Source organism: Ruminococcus albus 7 = DSM 20455 (genome assembly GCF_000179635.2).
Lineage (GTDB): Bacteria > Bacillota > Clostridia > Oscillospirales > Ruminococcaceae > Hominimerdicola > Hominimerdicola alba.
In genome coordinates this window covers 2851890-2870243 of the sequence record NC_014833.1, presented here as the reverse complement: position 1 = coordinate 2870243, position 18354 = coordinate 2851890, and the positions used below count along the sequence as shown (strand labels likewise).

The 18354-nt window shown below is 44.5% G+C and carries 7 protein-coding genes, 3 tRNA genes and 3 rRNA genes; 7 read left to right on the top strand and 6 right to left on the bottom strand.

The window, feature by feature from the left end; all coding sequences use genetic code 11:
- Positions 1 to 31 precede the first annotated feature (31 nt).
- Positions 32 to 709, bottom strand: coding sequence for a spore cortex-lytic enzyme (sleB, locus tag RUMAL_RS12930; RefSeq protein ID WP_013499149.1), 678 nt, complete (start codon positions 707 to 709; stop codon positions 32 to 34).
- Between the two features lie 717 nt (positions 710 to 1426).
- Between sleB and RUMAL_RS12920 the strand changes: the two genes are divergently transcribed.
- The 6 genes from RUMAL_RS12920 to RUMAL_RS12895 all read left to right on the top strand — a co-directional run bounded on the left by RUMAL_RS12920 (position 1427) and on the right by RUMAL_RS12895 (position 6564).
- A 16S ribosomal RNA gene (locus tag RUMAL_RS12920) occupies positions 1427 to 2937 on the top strand.
- 126 nt (positions 2938 to 3063) lie between these two features.
- A tRNA-Ala gene (locus tag RUMAL_RS12915) sits at positions 3064 to 3139 on the top strand.
- Between the two features lie 79 nt (positions 3140 to 3218).
- A tRNA-Ile gene (locus RUMAL_RS12910) sits at positions 3219 to 3292 on the top strand.
- 142 nt (positions 3293 to 3434) lie between these two features.
- A 23S ribosomal RNA gene (locus RUMAL_RS12905) occupies positions 3435 to 6271 on the top strand.
- A gap of 67 nt (positions 6272 to 6338) precedes the next feature.
- Positions 6339 to 6455, top strand: a 5S ribosomal RNA gene (gene rrf, locus RUMAL_RS12900).
- The 16S, 23S and 5S rRNA genes sit together here with 3 tRNA genes alongside, the layout of an rRNA operon.
- A 36-nt stretch (positions 6456 to 6491) precedes the next feature.
- Positions 6492 to 6564 (top strand) — tRNA-Asn (locus tag RUMAL_RS12895).
- 260 nt (positions 6565 to 6824) lie between these two features.
- Here the strand turns inward: RUMAL_RS12895 and RUMAL_RS20860 are convergent.
- From RUMAL_RS20860 to RUMAL_RS12880, 3 genes are all read right to left on the bottom strand, one after another.
- Complete coding sequence (locus tag RUMAL_RS20860; protein WP_013499148.1) at positions 6825 to 7949, bottom strand: DUF6892 domain-containing protein; 1125 nt, start codon at positions 7947 to 7949, stop codon at positions 6825 to 6827.
- Positions 7950 to 8342: 393 nt separating this feature from the next.
- Positions 8343 to 10157: a fibronectin type III domain-containing protein gene (locus RUMAL_RS20855; protein WP_013499147.1), complete on the bottom strand. Its 1815-nt coding sequence runs from the start codon at positions 10155 to 10157 to the stop codon at positions 8343 to 8345.
- Positions 10158 to 10529: 372 nt separating this feature from the next.
- Positions 10530 to 10877 (bottom strand): hypothetical protein, encoded by a 348-nt coding sequence (locus RUMAL_RS12880; RefSeq protein WP_013499146.1) that lies wholly within the window; start codon positions 10875 to 10877, stop codon positions 10530 to 10532.
- Between the two features lie 323 nt (positions 10878 to 11200).
- Between RUMAL_RS12880 and RUMAL_RS12875 the strand changes: the two genes are divergently transcribed.
- Positions 11201 to 12145 (top strand): serine O-acetyltransferase, encoded by a 945-nt coding sequence (locus RUMAL_RS12875; protein ID WP_013499145.1) that lies wholly within the window; start codon positions 11201 to 11203, stop codon positions 12143 to 12145.
- A gap of 129 nt (positions 12146 to 12274) precedes the next feature.
- Here RUMAL_RS12875 and RUMAL_RS21390 read toward each other — a convergent pair whose 3' ends face one another.
- Both RUMAL_RS21390 and RUMAL_RS12860 read right to left on the bottom strand, forming a co-directional pair.
- The gene (locus tag RUMAL_RS21390; RefSeq protein WP_013499144.1) at positions 12275 to 14701 is read right to left on the bottom strand and encodes an RICIN domain-containing protein; all 2427 of its coding nucleotides are present in this window, start codon (positions 14699 to 14701) and stop codon (positions 12275 to 12277) included.
- Positions 14702 to 15005: 304 nt separating this feature from the next.
- A complete protein-coding gene (locus RUMAL_RS12860; protein WP_013499143.1) occupies positions 15006 to 18158 on the bottom strand; it encodes a rhamnogalacturonan lyase family protein in 3153 nt (1050 codons plus the stop codon).
- Between the last annotated feature and the right edge of the window lie 196 nt (positions 18159 to 18354).

Genomic DNA, 18354 nt, shown 5'->3' with positions numbered 1-18354 from the left:
TCTCACAAAATGGGAACGCCGTATTATTTTATCATATACAGAACCGGTGAGCGCCTATGACGGTCACGACCTGCCTTGACCATATAAATTTGTTGGAGGTCTTATTGGGATTGTAGTAGTAAATGCAGCCGTTTGTGGGGTCCCAGCCGTTGAGTGCATCGCGGGCGGCATTATAGGCGGAGGGAGAAACGGGCTGGTTAAACTGACCATCGGTTACAGCGGTAAAGGCGCCGTTCTGATAGATGACACCTGCAAGAGTATCGGGAAAGGACGGGTGTTCGATACGATTGAGTATAACGGCACCTACAGCTACTTGACCAACATAAGGTTCACCTCGTGCTTCGGCGGATATGATACGTGCAAGAAGATCTATATTAGCTTCGGTTGCAGCAGGTACAGTACCTATTGATATACCAAGGGCTTTAAGCGTTATAGGGCCTGCTGTACCTGTTTGGGTGATGCCTTGCTGTTTCTGGAAGGCTTTGACTGCATTTCGCGTAATCTCGCCGTAATAACCTGTTACGTTAGCCTTGAAAAGCCCACGTTCCTTTAATTTCTCCTGAATTGCTCTTACTTCATTTCCGTAAGATCCGATGGAGGAAACGGTTTGTTGTTCATGGGGAACAATTCTGCCTATAATAGCGGCAAGCAATAACAGGGAGATTATAAGAGCGAGGAATTTAGATATATATTTAATGTCTGATCTCATAGTAGACCTCCTGAATCAATTATAGGGATATTATTTACAAAGAGTATAAAATTATTCATCGTCAAAATACACATAAATTCGACAAATAGTGGAAAATGATTTTACTTGACAAAACGTGAAAATGATGCTATAATAATTAAGCTGTCAACGAGAGAGCGAGCGAAAAGAGCGAAAAACCGCAGGAAACTTAGGGATAAGAGAACGAGTGGGGTAGAAGTTCAGAAAAAGCGAACTCGAAAAAGGCAGAAAAAAATATCACAAAAGGTCTTGACAAAAGCGAGAAAATGTGATATACTAAAAAGTACCGCACGAGAGAAAAGTTCAGTAAAAAAGAACTGCTCAGAAAAAAGCTTCAAAAAAGTTCTGAAAAAGACTTGACAAACGAAGAAAAATGTGGTATAATAGAAAAGCTTATAACACACAAAAATCTCTGAAAAAGAGATGAAAAAATCTTCAAAAAACTTCTGAAAAGGGGTTGACAAATGAAGAAAAGTGTGGTATAATAAATGAGTTGTCTGACAAAAGACAGACAACGAAAAGGCATCTTGAAAATTGAACAACCAAGAATACGAAAACCCTTGAAAATACTTTGAGTGATTGAGGTATTAACGATGAATGAATTCATCGAAGTCAAGTACAAGACTAAGAAAATGTACAAACGTTCAGTGAAACGAAACTGAGATCATAATTACTCTGAGAAGAGTATTAGGATACAACTTTATTAAGAGTTTGATCCTGGCTCAGGACGAACGCTGGCGGCACGCTTAACACATGCAAGTCGAACGAGCGAAAGAGTGCTTGCACTCTCTAGCTAGTGGCGGACGGGTGAGTAACACGTGAGCAATCTGCCTTTCGGAGAGGGATACCAATTGGAAACGATTGTTAATACCTCATAACATAACGAAGCCGCATGACTTTGTTATCAAATGAATTTCGCCGAAAGATGAGCTCGCGTCTGATTAGGTAGTTGGTGAGGTAACGGCCCACCAAGCCGACGATCAGTAGCCGGACTGAGAGGTTGAACGGCCACATTGGGACTGAGACACGGCCCAGACTCCTACGGGAGGCAGCAGTGGGGAATATTGCACAATGGGCGAAAGCCTGATGCAGCGATGCCGCGTGAGGGAAGAAGGTTTTAGGATTGTAAACCTCTGTCTTTGGGGACGATAATGACGGTACCCAAGGAGGAAGCTCCGGCTAACTACGTGCCAGCAGCCGCGGTAATACGTAGGGAGCGAGCGTTGTCCGGAATTACTGGGTGTAAAGGGAGCGTAGGCGGGATTGCAAGTCAGGTGTGAAATTTAGGGGCTTAACCCCTGAACTGCACTTGAAACTGTAGTTCTTGAGTGAAGTAGAGGTAAGCGGAATTCCTAGTGTAGCGGTGAAATGCGTAGATATTAGGAGGAACATCAGTGGCGAAGGCGGCTTACTGGGCTTTAACTGACGCTGAGGCTCGAAAGCGTGGGGAGCAAACAGGATTAGATACCCTGGTAGTCCACGCCGTAAACGATGATTACTAGGTGTGGGGGGACTGACCCCTTCCGTGCCGCAGTTAACACAATAAGTAATCCACCTGGGGAGTACGGCCGCAAGGCTGAAACTCAAAGGAATTGACGGGGGCCCGCACAAGCAGTGGAGTATGTGGTTTAATTCGAAGCAACGCGAAGAACCTTACCAGGTCTTGACATCGTACGCATAGCATAGAGATATGTGAAATCCCTTCGGGGACGTATAGACAGGTGGTGCATGGTTGTCGTCAGCTCGTGTCGTGAGATGTTGGGTTAAGTCCCGCAACGAGCGCAACCCTTACTGTTAGTTGCTACGCAAGAGCACTCTAGCAGGACTGCCGTTGACAAAACGGAGGAAGGTGGGGATGACGTCAAATCATCATGCCCCTTATGACCTGGGCTACACACGTACTACAATGGCTGTTAACAGAGGGAAGCAAAACAGTGATGTGGAGCAAAACCCTAAAAGCAGTCTTAGTTCGGATTGTAGGCTGCAACCCGCCTACATGAAGTCGGAATTGCTAGTAATCGCGGATCAGCATGCCGCGGTGAATACGTTCCCGGGCCTTGTACACACCGCCCGTCACGCCATGGGAGTCGGTAACACCCGAAGCCTGTGTTCTAACCGCAAGGAGGAAGCAGTCGAAGGTGGGATTGATGACTGGGGTGAAGTCGTAACAAGGTAGCCGTATCGGAAGGTGCGGCTGGATCACCTCCTTTCTATGGAGAACCGAAGTTTAAAAAACTTCAAAAAAATCTCCGGTCAGCAAGTGGTGGAAACAGCTGGTTGTTCAATTTTGAGGATGCCGCAAGGTATCTTTAAAAGAGCATAAGAGTCCCTTAAACGGGGGTGTAGCTCAGCTGGGAGAGCACCTGCTTTGCAAGCAGGGGGTCAGGAGTTCGATCCTCCTCATCTCCACCATGGGACGAGGACGCAATCACACAGCTGAACTGAGACGAGAACTAAAACTCGTTGCCAAAACATCGCTTTAGCGATTTTTGGGCGCATAGCTCAGGTGGTTAGAGCGCACGCCTGATAAGCGTGAGGTCGGTGGTTCGAGTCCACTTGTGCCCACTGAGGACAAAAGTCCTCTGACAGTAACTTGAAAATTGAATAATGAAGCAATATTAAAAGTAATGCAAATGAGGAAAACGACTAAAAGAAATTAGTCGGGAAAACTACAATCAGCATAACATTAAGGATAACATAATTCTAAGGTTAAGCTAATAAGAGCGTAGGGAGAATGCCTTGGCATTAGGAGCCGATGAAGGACGTGATAAGCTGCGATAAGCTGCGGGGAAGAGCAAGTATCTAATGATCCGCAGATTTCCGAATGGAGCAATCCGCATGAGTATGCTCATGCACTGTACAGTGAATAAAATAGCTGTATGGGGGGAACCGCCTGAACTGAAACATCTAAGTAGGGCGAGGAAGAGAAATCAACCGAGATTCTGTGAGTAGTGGCGAGCGAAAGCGGAAGAGGCTAAACCGAGAGTAGCAATACTTTCGGGGTTTTGGACAGCATTTAGTATTGAAAGGATTTAGTTGAATCGTGTGGGAAAACGAACCGAAGAGTGTGAGAGTCACGTAAGCGAAAAGTCTGATCAGCGAGCTGTATCCGGAGTACCGCGGGACACGTGAAACCCCGTGGGAAGATGGGGGGACCATCCTCCAAGCCTAAATACTACCTAATGACCGATAGCGAATAGTACTGTGAAGGAACGGTGAAAAGAACCCCGGGAGGGGAGTGAAATAGAACCTGAAACCCTATGCTTACAAGCACCGAGAGCTCGTCAATGAGTGATCGGGTACCTTTTGTAGAATGGTCCGGCGAGTTATTGTATGCGGCAAGGTTAAGTGCTTAAGGCACGGAGCCGAAGCGAGAGCGAGTCTGAATAGGGCGGCAAAGTCGTATGCAATAGACCCGAAACCGAGTGACCTAACCATGTCCAGGCTGAAGTGGAGGTAAAACTCCATGGAGGGCCGAACCCACGTCCGTTGAAAAGGCCGGGGATGAGGTGTGGTTAGCGGTGAAATTCCAATCGAACTCGGATATAGCTGGTTCTCTCCGAAATAGCTTTAGGGCTAGCCTCATGACAGATTACCGGAGGTAAAGCACTGAATGGGCTAGGGGTCGAAAGATTACTGAACCTTATCAAACTAAGAATGCCGGATAATCGATTCATGGGAGTCAGACTGTGTGAGATAAGTCTCACAGTCAAAAGGGAAACAGCCCAGACCCACAGCTAAGGTCCCAAAGTATGTTTAAGTGGAAAAGGATGTGGGGTTGCATAAACAACCAGGATGTTGGCTTAGAAGCAGCCACTCATTAAAAGAGTGCGTAATAGCTCACTGGTCGAGTGACCCTGCGCCGAAAATTCAACGGGGCTAAAACATACACCGAAGCTTGGGATTCATACAATAGTATGAGTGGTAGGAGAGCGTCGAATAAGGGGTGAAGTCAGAGCGTAAGCGCTGGTGGACTTTATTCGAGTGAGAATGCCGGAATGAGTAGCGAGAATTATGTGAGAATCATAATGGCCGAAAATCTAAGGTTTCCTGAGGAAGGTTCGTCCGCTCAGGGTAAGCCGGGGGCTAAGGTCAGGCCGAAAGGCGTAGCCGATGCACATACGGTTGAAATTCCGTAGCCACCGAAAGATTTAAGTATAGGGACGCTTCGAAAGTGATGTAGCCGGGCGATGGTTGACCCGGTCGTAAGGGATCGAAAATAAGTAGAGAAGGCATCATAGACGGAGACAAGAAAAGCTATATGAATATCTTAGGTGCCCGTACCGCAAACCGACACAGGTAGATAGGAAGAAGATTCTAAGGCCAACGGGAGAAGGGTTGTTAAGGAACTCGGCAAGTTGACCCCGTAACTTAGGGATAAGGGGTGCTTGAGTGATCAAGCCGCAGAGAATAGGCCCAGGCGACTGTTTAGCAAAAACACAGGTCTCTGCTAAATCGAAAGATGACGTATAGGGGCTGACACCTGCCCGGTGCCGGAAGGTTAAGAGGAGATGTGAGAGCATCGAATTGAAGCCCCGGTAAACGGCGGCCGTAACTATAACGGTCCTAAGGTAGCGAAATTCCTTGTCAGGTAAGTTCTGACCCGCACGAATGGTGTAACGATCTGGGCACTGTCTCAACAACCCGCCCGGCGAAATTGTAGTACCGGTGAAGATGCCGGTTACCCGCGACTAGACGGAAAGACCCCATGGAGCTTTACTGTAGCCTAATATTGGATTTCGGTATTTCATGTACAGGATAGGTGGGAGACTGGGAAGCATTGGCGTCAGCTGATGTGGAGTCACTGTTGGGATACCACTCTTGAAGTGCTGGAGTTCTAACCTGCGGCTTTGAATCAAGTCGGGGGACATTGTTAGGTGGGCAGTTTGACTGGGGCGGTCGCCTCCTAAAGAGTAACGGAGGCGCTCAAAGGTTCGCTCTGCATGGATGGAAACCATGCGTCAGAGTGTAAACGCAAAAAGCGAGCCTAACTGCGAGAATGACGGTTCGAGCAGTAACGAAAGTTGGAGTTAGTGATCCGGCGGTATGTGAATGGAAATGCCGTCGCTCAACGGATAAAAGCTACCCTGGGGATAACAGGCTGATCTCCCCCAAGAGTCCACATCGACGGGGAGGTTTGGCACCTCGATGTCGGCTCATCGCATCCTGGGGCTGAATTCGGTCCCAAGGGTTTGGCTGTTCGCCAATTAAAGCGGTACGCGAGCTGGGTTCAGAACGTCGTGAGACAGTTCGGTCCCTATCTGTCGTGGGCGTAAGATATTTGCAAGGAGCTGTCCCTAGTACGAGAGGACCGGGATGGACGCACCTCTGGTGCACCAGTTGTCACGCCAGTGGCACAGCTGGGCAGCTATGTGCGGAACGGATAAACGCTGAAGGCATCTAAGCGTGAAGCCGCCCTTAAGATAAGATATCTCATCCTTTATGGAGTAAGACCCCTTGAAGACTACAAGGTTGATAGGCACAAAGTGTAAGTACAGTGATGTATTTAGCTAGCGTGTACTAATTGGTCGAGGGCTTGTCCTAAATTATGTTAATCCTTAAATTACCCTTCATTATTCAATTTTGAGGTTACTGTTACCTCTAATTTATAGTCGGTGATCATTGAGATGAGGTCACACCTGTTCCCATGCCGAACACAGAAGTTAAGCTCATCTTCGCTGAAAATACTCGGCGGGCGACCGCCCGGGAAAATAAGTTGTCGCCGGCTCTCCCAAAACACTCTTCGGAGTGTTTTGGCGTATCTGCCTCCTTAGCTCAGTCGGTAGAGCATGCGGCTGTTAACCGCAGGGTCGTTGGTTCGAGTCCAACAGGTGGCGCTTAGTTATAAGCTCTGAAATAACGAGAATACGTTGTTTCAGAGCTTTTTTGTTTTGTATGGTTTATTTGGTTGGCTTTTTGATTTGAATATGTGTTCTAGCTTGTCAATAAAGATAAAGTGGTCTTTGCAGTAACGGTTAACTCTCCTAATAATTGCTAAACAAAAGGGGTGAATTATAAAAGAACGGACGTCCTGCAATAGAGGGAATCCGCTTAATCAAGTCTAAGCGCAGGAGGTATATCATATTCATTCTGTATATTATTCCTTTATTTCGATCCCATGTTTCTTTAGCCTGCTTATCAGCGTTTTGCTTAGATTTTCAGGGCTGTTTATCAATTGTATGAGCTTTAGATTCGGAAATTGAGAAAGCTCTGCATCTGAAACTCTTTTCAGGTCAAAATAATCATCTTCGCCGTCCCAGAACGGATAGATCTGACCGTAGATATCATCGCCGCCATCCATAATGATCTCTTCGATCTCGTGGGCAAGAGATGACGGGATCTCTAGTTTCTTAAAATACTCGATGGCAGGTTTGATCGGATCATAGCCTTCATCATCAATATTTATCTCACGGGGCGGATAGCATTTGGCAAACTCATATATATCGAATTTAGGTTTCAGAAGCTCCTTTTCATACATAAGCACCTGTATGATACATAATTTGAAATTGAAATTATCAAATCTAAGTGCAGGCTCATTGATCGGCTTTAACTCATAAGGGTTGTCAACGATGACTCTCTTGGGTTTCTTTTCTTTTTTTGCAGCATATGAAACATCTATAGTTTTTCCGTCGGGCATAAGATCTTCGATACGTCCATTCTGTTCAAACACTGCCTTTAAGTAATCCTTTGTATCTACGATACGAAGATCACTCATTTTTTCTTTGCTCCGCTTTGTCAATATCGGATCATATCCGAAACACTGATCGTATTCTGGTTCCCCGAGTTTGTCTACTGCCTCGGAGTACTTTATGAACGTATATTGTTCTTCATTACCATAAGCCTCGAGACTGCATAGACCTTTAAAGAAATGATCTACCGACGGCAGGAAAAAAATGTTACGCATATATCTGTAATACGCACACTCCAGACTCCATTTCAACTTACCATCTTTAAAAGTAGTTATAAAAGCAATAATATCTCCAAAAGCAGTAACTATAACAGGAACAGGTTCCTGTTTGTATAATCTCAAAGTGCTTTCTTTATAAAAATCCTTGTAAACATCAGGATCGATCACCCTGAAATATCCGTTCATAAACGAACCGTATCCATATTCTTTCCAAAACTCGATCCACTCGGAAGGCAGTTTATCCTCATATTTTTTTATAGTCTCAGGGCTTACATCACTCAATTTTTCAAAATCATCTAAAACCTTATAATCCATTGATTTCTCCTTTTTTCAAAAGCTGTCAGATTTCCTGTAATTATGTTATTTCTTATAAATGGATCCGATGCTCCTAAAGAGCATGGTCATCGCCGATTTCAAGAGTAAGCATATTACTTGTCCTTATTATTTATTATACAGCATCTTCACCGATACGTCAATTACCTATCAACATAAAGCAAACATTGATCCAACAAATCAGCATTTCGATAAATAAAGCGGCAAAGGACTGTTGTCCCTGCCGCTTGTATGTTTCGTTATATTCGGGTAATTGATGATCAGCCGAGATCGGTATATCACGACCGTAACTCCTTTAGTTGGAGCATGGACTGTTATCCGTTTAAAGCTTATATTACCCTAATTGTCCTGTGTACTGAACTAGGGACAGGTTATTTATTTCGGGGTCACAGTTATCGCATTGTTGAGATCTGTGTTCCATTTTCCGTTGAACATCGCGGATACAGCCACCTTGTACTGATAGCCGGCTTTGAGGTCTTTGAGCACATATGAATTGCCGACACCCTCAGCAAGTATCTTCCATCTGCCGTTTATATATCCTGCAACTGCATATTTTTCAGCACCTTCAACAGCATCCCAGCTGAGCTTGACAGTGTTCTTGCCCTTTTCAAATGTAACAGCGGGGTTGTCCTTTACAGGCTTGAGTTTCGGTGTAACTACGATAGCATTGGATGGGTCGGTGAACCATTCGCCGTTCAGTTTTGTTGCTACACATACCTTGTATTCCTTGCCAGCCAGGAGGTTTTTAAGCACGTATGAAGTACCCTCACCCTGATCTAATATTCTCCATTTGCCGCTTATAAAACCTGCAACTGCGTACTTTTCAGCTCCCTTTACATCAGTCCACTGGAGTTTTACAGCGCCATAGCCCTTTAAGCTGGTGATCGTAGGAGGAGTGTAGGTGAGCTTGTCTATGATCACTGTCTTGTTTGTGGTGTAGGTCTGACCGTTAAGTTTTACTGAAGCGGTATAAACTATCTTACCTTCTTTTACGTATGTCGGGCTGGTAGTCTTTGAAGTGATGGTCGCATCAACAGTCTGTACATCTTCGCAGTTCTCACACTTGAAAGTTGCCGTTACGGTTTGGTTTTTAGCGTCATAATTCCATTCGGGTCTGCCGTAGCTGTGACCTGACGCGGGGATAATGACGTCTTCCTCGTCTACCTCGTTTTGTGCGTCTTCATCGAGATAATACTTATCGTTGTACTCGTCGTACCAGTGTTCGATATTGCCTGCGTTAAGGCAGTCGGCAGGTACTGCATCAACATGGGTAACGGAGACAGGCAGAGCGGCATTGAACTCAATTTCGGACATCTGCTGGATATTATTGGAGGTATCTACGATATCATCAAGAATAAGCAGATAATATTTATACTTGTTTTTGTTATGAGGAACAGCATAGGCAAATTCCGTATAATTCACAGGCTGTAAAACAGTATCGTCTGTTACCTGCTGTACAAGTGACCAGATATCTTCATCTATGTCTGTAACTTTATGTTCGGTATAGGAGGCTGTATAATCTGCTGCCGCTTCGCTGTTGCTTCCGTAGATACGCCAGCTTTTCCAGTTTCTGCCCGTGTAGTGTGAAGTATCATTTGCGGTAGTCAGAACATAGTTATGGATAGCAAAAGGAGTATCAGCCTCAAACAGCAGCCAGTCACTGTCTCTATTGGCATAAATGCCCGCGCGGTTAACTTTGCTGCACATTTTGGTGTTTCGATTTTTATCAAATATAAGAAATAGGTGTTCATTTGAAGGTGTATCAGAGCCCTGACTGCCATCAATTATGGAAATACCCTCATAACCGCTTCCGACGATATCAAACGATCTTGTTATAACACCCTGATAGTCACCTATACCCGTGATAACAGCATTATAGTTGCCTGTTTGTTTCGGGGGCGCAGAAAATTCAGTGATTTTTCCGTCGGAATCCGTCTGGGAATAAGAAACGGTGTAATCAATGTCTTTCTGTAATTTTGTGCCGTTAAGTTCTACGGACTGAACTTTGGCTGAGTGCGCTTTCATTGTTACGGTTGCATTTGAAATGCTGATCTCCGATTCGGCACTTGCTACAACAGAAGTACTGCGTGACAGGTCAAATGCCCCTATGTTTGCTGGTACTGCACCACCAACAAGAGTAATTGCCAGCGATGCGGCAGCTAAGCGTTTCAATGTTTTGTGAACTATCATTTTTCTTTCCTCCTCAAAAATAGATTTTTTCGTGGGATATACTTTGTTATCCTAAGAAAAAGTTTCATGATGTACATTAACGTTAATTATTATATCATATTCATTTATTTTTATCAAGTACTTTAGATGTTTTAATAATTTCAGCCGATAATTTTGTGAAATACTATTAGTGACAATATTTGGGTTTTAGCAAATATGACGATTTTATTTTTTGCGTGAAGCTTTGTACGTGAAGTGTTGTTATGGAGAAAATAAAAAAGCTGCGGAGCATAAGACGGATACCCATATAGAAGTTTTGCCCCCAAGCGTTTAAGCGCTTAGGGGCATTCTATTTTATACGGTTGCTAAGATAAACCAGAATTTATAACTCAGTTATCTGTTAGCTAACCAACAAACGATAGAAAAAACACTTTTAATTTTCTCTGCATCAATTTCGGGATATTGTTTCCTGCATTCACTCTCATATTCCGAGATTTCCTTTTGTGCATCTTCTCCTTTAGGTAAGAATGGTGTTTTATATTTAGAGGCTATTATATCTGCATATTTCAAACAACACTCATAAAAGGAATGCAAATACTCCTCTGCTTCTTTGATCTCTTTATCTGATATATCGGGAAATCTTGTTATAATTGAACTGCGTATCCTCTTTTTGCCTGTGCTGCTAAATAAATCATATGAATCAAACAAGTCATTAATATGTTCTAAAACAATGCTGTTCATATATTTTCAATTCTCCTCTAAATTACGGTTTATATTCGTAACAATTATAGCATAACATTGCTGCATTGTCAATAAAAACGCCATAGTACTTCTGACTGTAAATCAGAAATACTATGGCTAAAACTTCTATATGAGTATCTTTCTTATCATACCGCCCCGAAAAGTTAAGTTCCACTTTGCTGTCTTTTTGCGTATCATGATCACAGACAGCGATTTTTCCAAAAGTCGGTGACAGTAATGTTGACATTATAATACTATTATGGTATACTATATTAAAATGATTATTCCAATCGAAATGATATGAAAAAAGGAGTTATATCTATATGAGTAATATTGAAGAGACCGTTAATGGTATTGTCAATGATCTGCTTGCTGATTACGATAATGATAATGGTGCTGAGGAGTTTAAGATATTCAACCACCCTGATAAAGAGGCTATAATAAATATACTCAGCAGCCTGAGAAAAATAATATTTCCCGGTTATTTCAGAAACAGGGATATCAAGGTATATACACTTAAAAGTAATCTTTCAATGCTTTTGGAGGATGTGATCTTCAAGCTGACAAAACAGATAACGATCGTACTTGGTAATGAAGGCGAAAACAACGATGAGATACTGGCAAAGGCGAGAGCGATATCCCTTGAATTCATAAAGCGTCTGCGCAAGATAAGGGAGTATATACTTACAGATGTTCAGGCGGCTTATGACGGTGATCCTGCTGCTTACAGCGAGGATGAGATAATATACTCATATCCGGGGCTTTTTGCAATACTTATAAACAGGATAGCCCATGAGCTCTTTTTGCTGAATGTTCCGATAATACCTCGTATGATGACTGAGTATGCCCATAATGAAACAGGTATAGATATTCACCCGGGTGCTACGATAGGTAAATATTTTTTCATAGATCACGGTACAGGTATAGTGATCGGTGAAACTACCGTCATAGGCAATAACGTAAAGATATATCAGGGTGTGACTTTAGGTGCTTTGTCCACAAGAGGAGGACAGTCGCTTAAAAGCAGAAAACGTCATCCTACTATCGAGGACAATGTGACAATATATTCGGGAGCTTCTATACTGGGCGGAGATACTGTCATAGGTAAGGACGTAGTTATAGGCGGTAACGCATTCATAACGCGGTCTGTTCCGGATGGAGCGAAAGTCAGTGTGAAGAGTCAGGAACTCAGGTATAATTACGATGCTTTCCCTCCTGTGGAGAGAGTGGATTTCGAGGAGGACACATCCTGGTTCTATATGATATGATACAGTTTTTTCAGTATATATAAGCAAGAACATCCCGTGTGGTATTGCCACATGGGATGTTCTCGGTGTAGTGTATAATTTAAGGAAGGTTGATTGTATGAATAATAGAATGATCAGTTGAAGGAATCATTACCTGATACTTATAATGACAGATCTTTCTTTAAGATCAGAGAGATCCCACTGACCGCCAACTCTTGCAGCAACGAGTACTCTGTATCTGTCGCCAGCCTTCAGTTTGGGTGATGTGAATGTAGTATCATTGGTATAAGTCTGAACTCTCCACTTGCCTGCGAGGTATACAGCGATACCGTACTTTTCAGCGTTCTTTACGGATGTCCAGTTCATCTTGAACTGATGATAAAGTGCGTTGTATTCGATGCTTGTTACCACAGGATAGCTGCCTGTAGTGATATTGCCTGATGTAGAAGAAGTTTCAACATACCACTTCTGATTATTGCCGCCGTTGTAGGTGTACTGCTGTATATTTGCACCTGCATCGCGGGACTGTCCGTTTACATCAAGTGCAGACTTTCCGTCAGTGATCTTTGTAAGTATGCTGTATGTTCCGTCAGAATTCTTTACGAACTTGAACTTCTGATTCTCACCCTTGTTGAAGGTGTAGATCTCGATATTAGTTCCGTCCTCTGTCTTTCTGCCGTTTACATCAAGTGCATAGGAATTGCCGTCACCCAGCTGAGATACCAGATAGAAATATCCGTCACCTGCTGCAACTGCCTTGAACTTGTTCTGTGCACCGTTTGCAGCTGCCTGTTCAACATTTACACCGTTTCCGGCATTTGAACCCTTAACAGAGAGGTAAAGTCCGCTGTTGAGGTTCTTGATAGTGTAGATCTGTCCGTCAGTGATATCCGATGTCTGAACAACGGGAGGGTTCTGAGGGTTCTGAGGATTATCGTTGTTGTTCTGCTTAACTGCCTCGGCATACCATTTCTGGTTTGTGCTGCCCTTGTAGGTGTACTGCTGTACGTTTGCGCCTGCATTGGTAGATTTGCCGTTTACGTCAAGTGCAGAATTGCCGTTTGTTATCTTGGTGAGGATGCTGTATGTACCGTCAGAATTCTTGTCTATCCTGAACTTCTGGTTCTCGCCCTTGTTGAATTCGTATATCTCGATGTTTGTTTCATCTTCTGTGTGTCTGCCGCTTACATCAATTGCGTAGGTCTTGCCGTCACCCAGCTGTGATACCAGATAGAAGTATCCGTCACCAGCAGAAACTGCCTTGAACTGTACCTGCTTGCCGTTAGCGTTACCCTGCTCGACATTAGCGCCGTTTGCTGCAGCTGCACCTTCAACTGAGAGGTAAAGTCCGCTGTTCACATTCTTGAAGGTGTATACCTGTCCGTCGATGATGTCTGTTGTATAGGTAGGCGGATCAGACGGAGTAGAAGGATTAGATGGAGAAGAATTTGTCTTATCCATCTTGGATGCGACCAGCTCAGCCAGCTTGTCAGCACCAGTACGGTTGGGGTGAACGTTGTCGATGTACATTGAATCAGCCTTTGAAGCGCCTACAGATACGCAGTAGTTCTGCCAGAGAGTGAACAGGTCGATGATCTTGCAGCCCTGTTCGGATGCTATCTGATCCAGCTCAGCAGCGAAGTATCTGCTCTTCAGCAGTGGCTTGAGTGTATAATCGCCCTTGCGTCCCTGCTGCTTCACAAGGATGACATCCATGCCCTTAGCCTTTGCTCTCTTTACCATATCGGTAACTACTTTCTTGTACTCAGCACCTTTGTAGTACTTACCGTCATTTATACCGATAGAGATGATAAATGTATCACCGCTCTTGCCGTATTTTTCAATACAGTTGAAATTGCCGTGGTCAACAAAGCCCTTAGCGTATTCACCGCTTGCTGCCATATTTCTTATGTATACATCATTACCCAGATATTTGCCGAGCATCTGTCCCCAGCCTGCCTGGTTGCTTGATGTAAGAGGATAGTAGTTGCATACTGTTGAATCGCCGCAGAGCCATACTGTCTTGGGCATTACAGCTTTGTCGGATATCCTGTTTATCTCGATAGCACTTATGGAATAAGGAGTGCCGTCCTTGCCTGCGGCTGCACGTATATTCAGCTGACCGTCAGTAACAGGGAGTATTATCTCATCAACTGCGTTGTTGCCTGTCATATTGACGATCTGGAGCATATTTTCCATATACACGCTGGTTCGTGAGGTGTTGCCCAGGGTCACCTTGACCTTGTAAAGACCGTTGGGAACATCAGCATTGAAAGTAGTATTGCCTGTGAATTGTACAGCGTCGCTGAGTTCGTTTCTGCCTGAGGCTGCAACGTCTTTGACATTGTTGCCTGAAAAACCGTAGCCCTTGTTTGCAGAATACTTGTCAGCTGCCTTGACAGTGGTAAAGCCGCCGGTAGCATTTGCACCAAGGTCAAATTTTTTGCTTACATTTGTTACAGCCTGTCCGTTTCCGGCAGCACTAGTATTTATGCTGCTTATTACGCCTGCACCGGAAGTTGCAGCTAACACCATTGATGCGGCAAACGCTGCAATTTTCTTGTTTATACTGCTCATTTGATACTCCTCCGTTCTGATGATCCAAACAATTTTCGGATGTTCTGAGTTTGTAATATTATTTTACCATTTGTGGACTTTTTTTTCAATGTAGAAACCTATCATAAATATGTCATTTTGTTGCAAATTGCTGATGACATAGTGTTGCAGGATAATGCTGACAAATGATACACCCTGTATACCGGAAGTTATATATAAGCAAGAACATCCCGTGTGGTATTGCCACATGGGATGTTCTCGGTGTAGTGTATAATTTAAGGAAGGTTGATTGTATGAATAATAGAATGATCAGTTGAAGGAATCATTACTTGATACTTATAATGACAGATCTTTCTTTGAGATCAGAGAGATCCCACTGACCGCCAACTCTTGCAGCAACGAGTACTCTGTATCTGTCGCCAGCCTTCAGCTTGGGTGATGTGAATGTAGTATCATTGGTGTAAGTCTGAACTCTCCACTTGCCTGCGAGGTATACAGCGATACCGTACTTTTCAGCGTTCTTTACGGATGTCCAGTTCATCTTGAACTGATGATAAAGTGCGTTGTATTCGATGCTTGTTACCACAGGATAGCTGCCTGTAGTGATATTGCCTGATGTAGAAGAAGTTTCAACATACCACTTCTGATTATTGCCGCCGTTGTAGGTGTACTGCTGTATATTTGCACCTGCATCGCGGGACTGTCCGTTTACATCAAGTGCAGACTTTCCGTCAGTGATCTTTGTAAGAATGCTGTATGTTCCGTCAGAATTCTTTACGAACTTGAACTTCTGATTCTCACCCTTGTTGAAGGTGTAGATCTCGATATTAGTTCCGTCCTCTGTCTTTCTGCCGTTTACATCAAGTGCATAGGAATTGCCGTCACCCAGCTGAGATACCAGATAGAAATATCCGTCACCTGCTGCAACTGCCTTGAACTTGTTCTGTGCACCGTTTGCAGCTGCCTGTTCAACATTTACACCGTTTCCGGCATTTGAACCCTTAACAGAGAGGTAAAGTCCGCTGTTGAGGTTCTTGATAGTGTAGATCTGTCCGTCAGTGATATCCGATGTCTGAACAACGGGAGGGTTCTGAGGATTATCGTTGTTGTTCTGCTTAACTGCCTCTGCATACCATTTCTGGTTTGTGCTGCCCTTGTAGGTGTACTGCTGTACGTTTGCGCCTGCATTGGTAGATTTGCCGTTTACGTCAAGTGCAGAATTGCCGTTTGTTATCTTGGTGAGGATGCTGTATGTACCGTCAGAATTCTTGTCTATCCTGAACTTCTGATTGTCGCCCTTGTTGAATTCGTATATCTCGATGTTTGTTTCATCTTCTGTGTGTCTGCCGCTTACATCAATTGCGTAGGTCTTGCCGTCACCCAGCTGTGATACCAGATAGAAGTATCCGTCACCAGCAGAAACTGCCTTGAACTGTACCTGCTTGCCGTTAGCGTTACCCTGCTCGACATTAGCGCCGTTTGCTGCAGCTGCACCTTCAACTGAGAGGTAAAGTCCGCTGTTCACATTCTTGAAGGTGTATACCTGTCCGTCGATGATGTCAGTTTCGGGTATTACGGGATCTGGTGTAGGATCGGGATCAGGATCTGGGTTTGGATTAGGACCTGGATTATAACTATTATTCAGCTTTATCTTGGGTCTTGCGGGGATAGGTGCATCGCTTCCCAGATAATAGCTTACATGGGGAGGCTGATTGTATGCACTCTGCTGGCAGCAGTTCTGTGCCCTGTACTGCATATCATGCATAAGTGTGGTAAGACGTACCTTGGTGGTATTGGTTGTGCACCATACACGCAGCTTGGTGTTGTCGTCAGTTCTGAGTATCAGCTCCTCACGCCAGTCACCGAAAAGGTCAACTGTCATACAGGGATTGTTCTTGGAACTGTTATTTGAACCGCAGCCGTTAGCTGTGAATATGCGGTCGATCTTGTCGGCACCAGTCATCTTGGATATCTTGTTGCCGTCGAGGATCTCACGCTCAAGGTCGCCGTCCCAGTAGATCAGGAAGTTCTGAGCAGGCTTTGTTCCGCCTATCTTCTTGCCGGTAGTATTGTATACATTACCGTCTGCAGCGCCCCAGAATTCTGCGCCCTTGCTGCCTGCCCATACATTGTCGGCTACACAGCGTCCTGTATCTTTGCTGTTGTTTATGTGGAATATCTTCTGACCGGTCTTTGCATCATAGCAAGTTTCACCGTATGGTTTATCCTCGTGGCATTCCCATACTTCAAGACCGGCTCTGTCGGGGATAAGGTCGCCTACGTGCATAGCATCACCGTGAAGGTCGCCTGTTGACCACAGCAGCTTGCCGTTGTCATCAATGCAGTTAGCACCTGTGAATATCTCCTGTTTGCCGTCGTTATCGCAGTCAGCTACCATAACATTGTGGTTGCCGCAGCCCCAGCCCTTAGTGGATTTGTTGAAGGTCGAATCGTACTTCCACCTGACTTTCAGCTTCTTGTTACTTACATCAACTGCAGACCAGGTAAGTCTTGTGTAGTAGCCTCTGCCGTAGATAGCACTTGGGTGTACGCCGTCAAGATAAGCGATACCGCTGTTCATTCTGTCTACACGGTTTCCGTAGTTATCGCCCCAGTCTGAAACCTTGCCGCGTGGAACAGGGAAGTCGATGGTATCAAGTGCTGCACCTGTCTGACCGTCAAACAGTGTCATATATTCAGGACCGTCCAGTATATAACCCTTGCCGTTGCGGTAGTCCTTGCTGCCATCGCCGATGACCTTGCCCTTGCCGTCCTTGGTGCCGTCAGCGGTCTTTGTTATGAGTTCAGCCTTGCCGTCACAGTCAAAGTCAGCCACACACATCTGGGTGTAATGCTGACCTGCTCGGATATTCTTGCCCAGATCTACACGCCAGAGCTGTTTTCCCTCCAGTGTATAGCAGTCGATATAGACATTGTCAGTCTTTCCCTCCTGAGAGTTATCCTTCTGGTTAGAGGGATCCCATTTCAGGAATATCTCGTACTGTCCGTCGCCGTTAACGTCGCCTACAACACAGTCATTGGGTGAATACTGGCTTCCGGGTCTGTTAAGCTTGATGTCGAAATAATTGTTGCCGGATGTGAATTTGCAGTTCTGCGAATCTATTACCTTTCCGCCTGATACGCAGTCAACGCGGTACTTTGAATTTGTGCTGCCGCCGTTGTCCTGATAGGAAGTTGCATCGCCTGATTTACTTGTGTAGATCAGCTTGTTGTCGCGGTAAAGTCTGAACTCGGCATTGTCTGCATCGTTAGCATTGTAACGCCAGCTTACGAACATACCGTTACCGCTTTTAACGGCATAAATACCTCTGTCAAGGTATTCCATGATCGCAGTTCCGTTGCCGCCCACACCGTAAGCAGCGTTGGCTGTGATGCTGCTCACTGCACCTACTGTCGATGTTGCTGCAAGCAATACCGACGCTGCAAGTGAGGCAATTTTTTTGGTCATACCACTCATTTGAAAGTCCTCCATTCTGATAAACTAACCTGTTTTGGGTTGTCGTGAGTTTGTAATATCATTTTACCATTTGTACACTTTCTTTTCAATGTAGAAATCTATCAAAAATTTGTCATTTTGTTGCAAAAAGTTAATGACATTGCAGGGGAGGATATTATATAATAATGTTGACGATTGATATACCCTATAGGGAAGA